A 5,206-nucleotide genomic window follows, 5' to 3' on the forward strand; every position below is an offset into this window, starting at 1 on the left:
GTCGGCGAGAACAAGGAGTTCGCCCGGCAGTTCCTCTCCGGCGAGCTCGAGGTCGAGCTGACGCCGCAGGGCACGCTCGCCGAGCGGCTGCGCGCCGGCGGCGCCGGCATCCCGGCCTTCTTCACGGCGACCGGCGTCGGCACCCAGGTCGCGGAGGGCGGCCTGCCCTGGCGCTACGCCGCCGACGGGTCGGTGACGGTCGCGTCGCCGGTCAAGGAGACCCGCGAGCTGACCGTCGCGGGCGAGACGCGGACGTACGTGCTCGAGGAGTCGATCGTCACCGACTTCGCGCTGGTCCACGCCTGGAAGGGCGACCGCTCCGGCAACCTCGTCTACCGCGAGAGCGCGCGCAACTTCAACCCGCTGTGCGCCACGGCCGGGCGGGTCACGATCGCCCAGGTCGAGCAGATGGTCGACGTCGGGGAGATCCGGCCCGAGGAGGTCCACACGCCCGGCGTCTTCGTCCAGCGGGTGGTCGGGGTCGGGCCGGACGTCGAGAAGCGGATCGAGCGGCGCACCGTGCGACCGCGACCCGGCGGCGAGGGGAGGGAGGGCTGAGATGGCGCTGACCCGCCAGCAGATGGCCGCCCGCGCCGCCCAGGAGCTGCGGGACGGCCAGTACGTCAACCTCGGCATCGGGCTGCCGACCCTCGTGCCCAACTACCTGCCGCCCGGCGTGCACGTCACGCTGCAGAGCGAGAACGGAATCCTCGGCGTCGGGCCCTACCCGTTCGAGGGCGAGGAGGACGCCGACCTCATCAACGCCGGCAAGGAGACCGTGACGCTGCTCCCCGGTGCCTCGTTCTTCGACTCCGCGACGTCCTTCGGCATGATCCGTGGCGGCCACATCGACGCCGCGATCCTCGGCGCCATGCAGGTGTCCGCGGCCGGCGACCTGGCCAACTGGATGATCCCCGGCAAGATGGTCAAGGGCATGGGCGGCGCCATGGACCTCGTCCACGGCGCCAAGCGGGTGGTGGTCGTCATGGAGCACGTCGCCAAGGACGGCAGCCACAAGATCGTGCCCGAGTGCACGCTCCCCTACACCGGCCGGGGCGTCGTCGACCGGGTGATCACCGACCTGGCCGTCATCGATGTCGTCGATGTCGTCGACGGTTCGGACGGCGGGCTGGTGCTGCGCGAGCTCGCTCCGGGAGTCGGCCTGGACGAGGTGCGGGCGGCGACCGGGGCACCGCTGGACGTCCCGGCGGAGCCGGTGGTCATGGCCGCGCCCGCTCCGTGAGGCGGCACTCCCCTCGCCTCACCGACCTGGCGGTCGGGCTCGGGCTGGTGGCGCTGCACCTGGTCGTCACCTTCCAGGTCAGGCCGCACCCGCGGTGGAACGACGGCATCTTCGTCCTCGACGACGCCGCCGCGTTCCCGGACGTCCCGCGCCAGCTCGACCACCACGCCCTGCGGATCGGCAACATCTTCCCGGTCCGCGCCTTCCTCGAGGTGTTCGGCTACGGGCAGTGGGCCTACTACGCCTGGCCGTTCGTCACCGGCATCCTGCTCGTCGTCACCGTGTTCTGGCTGGGCACCGTGCTGTTCGGACGGTGGACCGGGGCCGCCGCGACCGTCCTGCTGGTCTTCCACCCGGTCCTGGTCGACACGGTCATCTCGGTCGGCAGCGAGCGGATGACCTCGTGGCAGCTGCTGCCCGACATCCCGTCCACGGCGTTCTTCACCCTCGGCTTGGCGCTGCTGGTGACCGGTGCGCGCCGCGACGAAGGTGACCGCGACGGCTCCGCTGCGGCCTCCCGGTGGTCCGGGCCGTCCTGGTGGTCCTGGTGGTCCTGGTTGTTCATTGGCGCCGGCCTGGCCTTCGGCTGGGCCTACCTGGTCCGCGAGCTGACCGTCTTCGTGTTCCCGGTCGTGCTCGGTGTGCTGGCCGGCTGGCGGCTGCCCCTGCGCCGCTGGGTGCAGGTCGCGGCCGGCATGCTGTCGTGCCTGGTGCTCGAGCTCGTCGTCAACTGGTGGGCGCACGGCGACCCGCTGGTCCGGCTGAAGGTCGGCAGCGAGCACGGCAGCCCGATCGCCGACCTGACCCGGACCGACGCGCTGCTGCGCTTCCCGCGCGCGGTCGTCCTCTACCCGCAGACCGTCGTCGTGATGGCGACCCTGGTGCTGACGGTGCTCGGGGCGCTGCTCGTCCGGCGGCGCGGCCTGGTGCTGATGCTCGGCTGGTTCGTCTCCATGTGGCTGCCCCTCACCCTGGTGTCCGGGCTGATCGACCCGGGCTTCATCCGGATCAACGCCTCACTGATGCGCTACTGGGTGCCGGTCCTGCCGCCGCTGTGCCTCGGTGCGGCGGCCGCGGTGGCGGCCGCCCTGGGGGCGGTGCGGGCCCGGCTGCCCGAGCGGCACCGAGGGGCCGGGCGGGTGCTGACCGCCGCGGTCGCCGCGGTGGGGCTCGCGGTGTGGTGCGTCCCCATGCTCGACGACATCGCCGACAACCCGCGCGACGCGGCATGGAACGACGTCCGCTCCTTCCTCGCCCGCAACGACGCCCGGATCGACACCATCGTCACCGACGACCGGGACGCCCTGATCCTGCAGATCTACTCCCGCGAGGCGCTCGGCGGCGACCGGGTGGTCCACGCCGAGGTCGAGCGGACCGACCACGAGCTGGCCGAGCCGCCGGCCTCCGACGGCGACCCCGCCACCTGGCTGGTGTGGAGCCCGGTGATGTCCCGCACCAAGCCCAAGGCCGCACAGGGCTGGGAGCCGGTGCTCAAAGAGCGCCAGCTGAGGGTCTACGCCCCCACCGGCTAGTCCTGGGACCCTTGCCGCGTGCCTGCGGCGAGGTCAGGTCCAGTGGCTCAGGTCGCGGCCGAGCAGCGCGCCCAGCTGCTCGTTGTACGGCCGGAAGTGCTCCACGAGCACCTCCCGGGTCACCGGGTCCATGGCGACGTACTGCGTCTTCCGCATCCGCCCGGTCTCATCGCGCTTGCGGTAGGCGTTGGCCTGGACGTCATCGATCCAGCCGGCCGGGCGCTTGACCACCCGCAGGAAGCCGAACAGGTGGCGCAGGCTGCCCTCGCGGTCGCCGATCAGGTCGTCGAGGAGCATGACGTGCACCCGGTCGCGACCGTAGGAGTCGAAGAACGGCACCAGCTGGTCGGCGTACTCACCGCGACGGACGTAGGTGCCGCGGCGGCCCTCGGCCTCCTTCCACAGCTCCGGGCCCTCGCGACCGATCAAGTGGCCCAGCAGGTACGGCCGCTCGAAGGCCACCGCGGACTCGAAGGTCGGGAAGACCTCACGGGTGTGGCGCTCGAGCTCGAAGCGGCGCAGGTCGTGCCAGTAGTGCGAGTAGGCCCGGTCGACCGGGTTGCGCAGGATCACCACGAGCCGCGCCTTGGGCAGCACCTGGAGCATCCGCTCGCGGACCATGGGCCGGTACAGGTAGTACGGCGTGGCCTCGCCGCGGCGGCGCTCCCACAGCCTCGGGGTGAACTGGGCGGCGTACCAGTCGATCCCGCGGTCCCAGTGGGTGTCGAAGAAGTGCAGCTCCTTGGTCCGCGGCATGTGGATCTGCGGGTGCCTGCGCAGCATGCGGTAGAGGCTGGTCGTCCCGGCCTTCTGGGCGCCGACGACGACGAAATCTGGGAGCGGCACGGTGGCCGGACGTTATCAAATCCCCTGGGTCAGCCGTAGGTCGGGCAGCGCCCGCCGCCCCAGCGGTGGCAGTCGAGCAGGATGGCGTCGTACGTCCGCAGCACGACCTGGCCGCCGAGTGTGCGCAGCGGGGGGTTGACCGCGCCGAGGAAGCGTCGCAGACGCTCGTTCCGGCCGGACCCGCCGTGGATCACGACCGTCTCGCCGGGGTCCAGCACGTGGTCGGACGGCAGCTCGTAGACCCACGGCCAGATCTCGACGACCAGGTCGCCGCTGCGGACCTGCGACGGGCCCGAGTTGGTGATCGCGACGTACTCGCCGTTGAGCGGGCCGCCGGGGTCGACTAGGACCTCGGAGATGTGGACCGCACCACCTGTCGGGTCGGTGCAGCCGACGACGCACGGCCAGGTCATGTACGCGCGCATGTCTCCGCGGGGGTCGACCAGGTAGGCCCCGGCGCCGAGGTGGCGGCGGCCGCTCTGGTCGGCGTTCTGCAGCATCGGGGCGCTGCTTCCGAGGTACCGGTCGGTGAAGGTGTTCGTCCCGTATCCGACGTGGACGGTCACCGTCCCGCCGGGCGGGATCGCACCGCCGGCCGGCACCTTGCGGCTGCGGTCGTTGCCGACCCGCAGCGTCCACCCGTCGATGTCGACCGGCACCGTGCTGACGTTGCGGATCCGGATGAACTCCTCGTTGCGGCGCTGCGCGTCGCTGAGCGCCTTGGTCGCGTCGGCGTTCCACTGCACCGTCATCTGCAGGGCACCCTCCGGCCCGGGGCCGGCCCCGCAGCGGTCCTCGTCGAACCAGCCGGTGTCGGCCGCGGCGGCCAGGTCGGCCGCCCGGTGGTGCGCCTTGCTGTTGGTGACCTCGCCCTTGCGGGGCATCCAGACGCCCATCCCCCGCTCGAGCAGCCAGGTGGTCGCGTCGACCTGCTGCCCGCCGGACTTGACCAGGACGCGGCGCTCGGGACGCCCGCGCAGGCCGCTGCGGCCGGTGTCGGACCGGAGCACGACCTGCTCGCCGCCGACGAGGCGACGCAGCGCCCTGGTGGCCGCGTCGTAGCCGCACTGGCCGTGCTCGGGGGTGTCGATGCCGATCAGCCGCACCACCGCCCGGTGGTCCACGATCACCGTGTCGCCGTCGACGACCTTGGTGACCCTACCGGTGTCGTAGGTGCCGGCCTGGCCGGGCGTGAGGGGCCCGGCGACGAGCAGCGGCACGACGGCTGCTGCCGACGCCAGCGCAGCCAGGGCGGGGCGGAGCACGGAACGCATACTCCGATTTCGGTAGCGGCCCGCCCGCTCTTGAGCGGTCCACCACCTAGCGGTTCGCCAGCTATCGATCCACCAGCTATCGATCCACCAGGGCGAAGACGTCCTCCCACTGCGCGAGGACCTGGTCCGGCGCGAAGCGCCGCACGCCGGCGCGGGCCGCCGTGCCGAGGCGGCGCCGCAGGTCCTCGTCGTCCATGACCCGGTCCAGGCCCTCCGCCAGGCCGGCCACGTCGCGCGGCGGCACCACGACGCCGTCCACGCCGTCGGTGACGATCTCGCGCACCCCGGGGGCGCAGTCGAACGCCACGCAG

General features: G+C 72.4%; 6 protein-coding genes. 3 read left to right on the forward strand and 3 right to left on the reverse strand.

What is annotated here, in order from left to right; genetic code table 11:
* The 3 genes from VK640_03675 to VK640_03685 all read left to right on the forward strand — a co-directional run.
* The coding region (locus VK640_03675; GenBank protein HTE72287.1) for a 3-oxoacid CoA-transferase subunit A at window positions 1–558 on the forward strand (558 nt) is incomplete at its 5' end.
* Window position 559: 1 nt separating this feature from the next.
* A complete protein-coding gene (locus VK640_03680) occupies window positions 560–1,243 on the forward strand; it encodes a CoA transferase subunit B (protein HTE72288.1) in 684 nt (227 codons plus the stop codon).
* Window positions 1,240–2,775 carry a hypothetical protein gene (locus VK640_03685; GenBank protein HTE72289.1) on the forward strand — a complete coding sequence of 512 codons (1,536 nt, stop codon included), beginning with the start codon at window positions 1,240–1,242 and terminating at the stop codon, window positions 2,773–2,775. Before VK640_03680 ends, VK640_03685 begins: the two co-directional genes overlap by 4 nt.
* A 33-nt stretch (window positions 2,776–2,808) precedes the next feature.
* On the opposite strand, the gene VK640_03690 is transcribed toward VK640_03685, so the two are convergent.
* From VK640_03690 to VK640_03700, 3 genes are all read right to left on the reverse strand, one after another.
* Complete coding sequence (locus VK640_03690; GenBank protein HTE72290.1) at window positions 2,809–3,621, reverse strand: sulfotransferase; 813 nt, start codon at window positions 3,619–3,621, stop codon at window positions 2,809–2,811.
* A gap of 29 nt (window positions 3,622–3,650) precedes the next feature.
* Window positions 3,651–4,886 carry a lamin tail domain-containing protein gene (locus tag VK640_03695; protein ID HTE72291.1) on the reverse strand — a complete coding sequence of 412 codons (1,236 nt, stop codon included), beginning with the start codon at window positions 4,884–4,886 and terminating at the stop codon, window positions 3,651–3,653.
* A gap of 85 nt (window positions 4,887–4,971) precedes the next feature.
* Window positions 4,972–5,206 (reverse strand): glycosyltransferase (locus tag VK640_03700; GenBank protein HTE72292.1); only part of this gene is annotated, 235 nt, incomplete at its 5' end.

The sequence above is a fragment of the Actinomycetes bacterium genome, assembly GCA_035489715.1.
Taxonomy (GTDB): Bacteria; Actinomycetota; Actinomycetes; order JACCUZ01; family JACCUZ01; genus DATHAP01.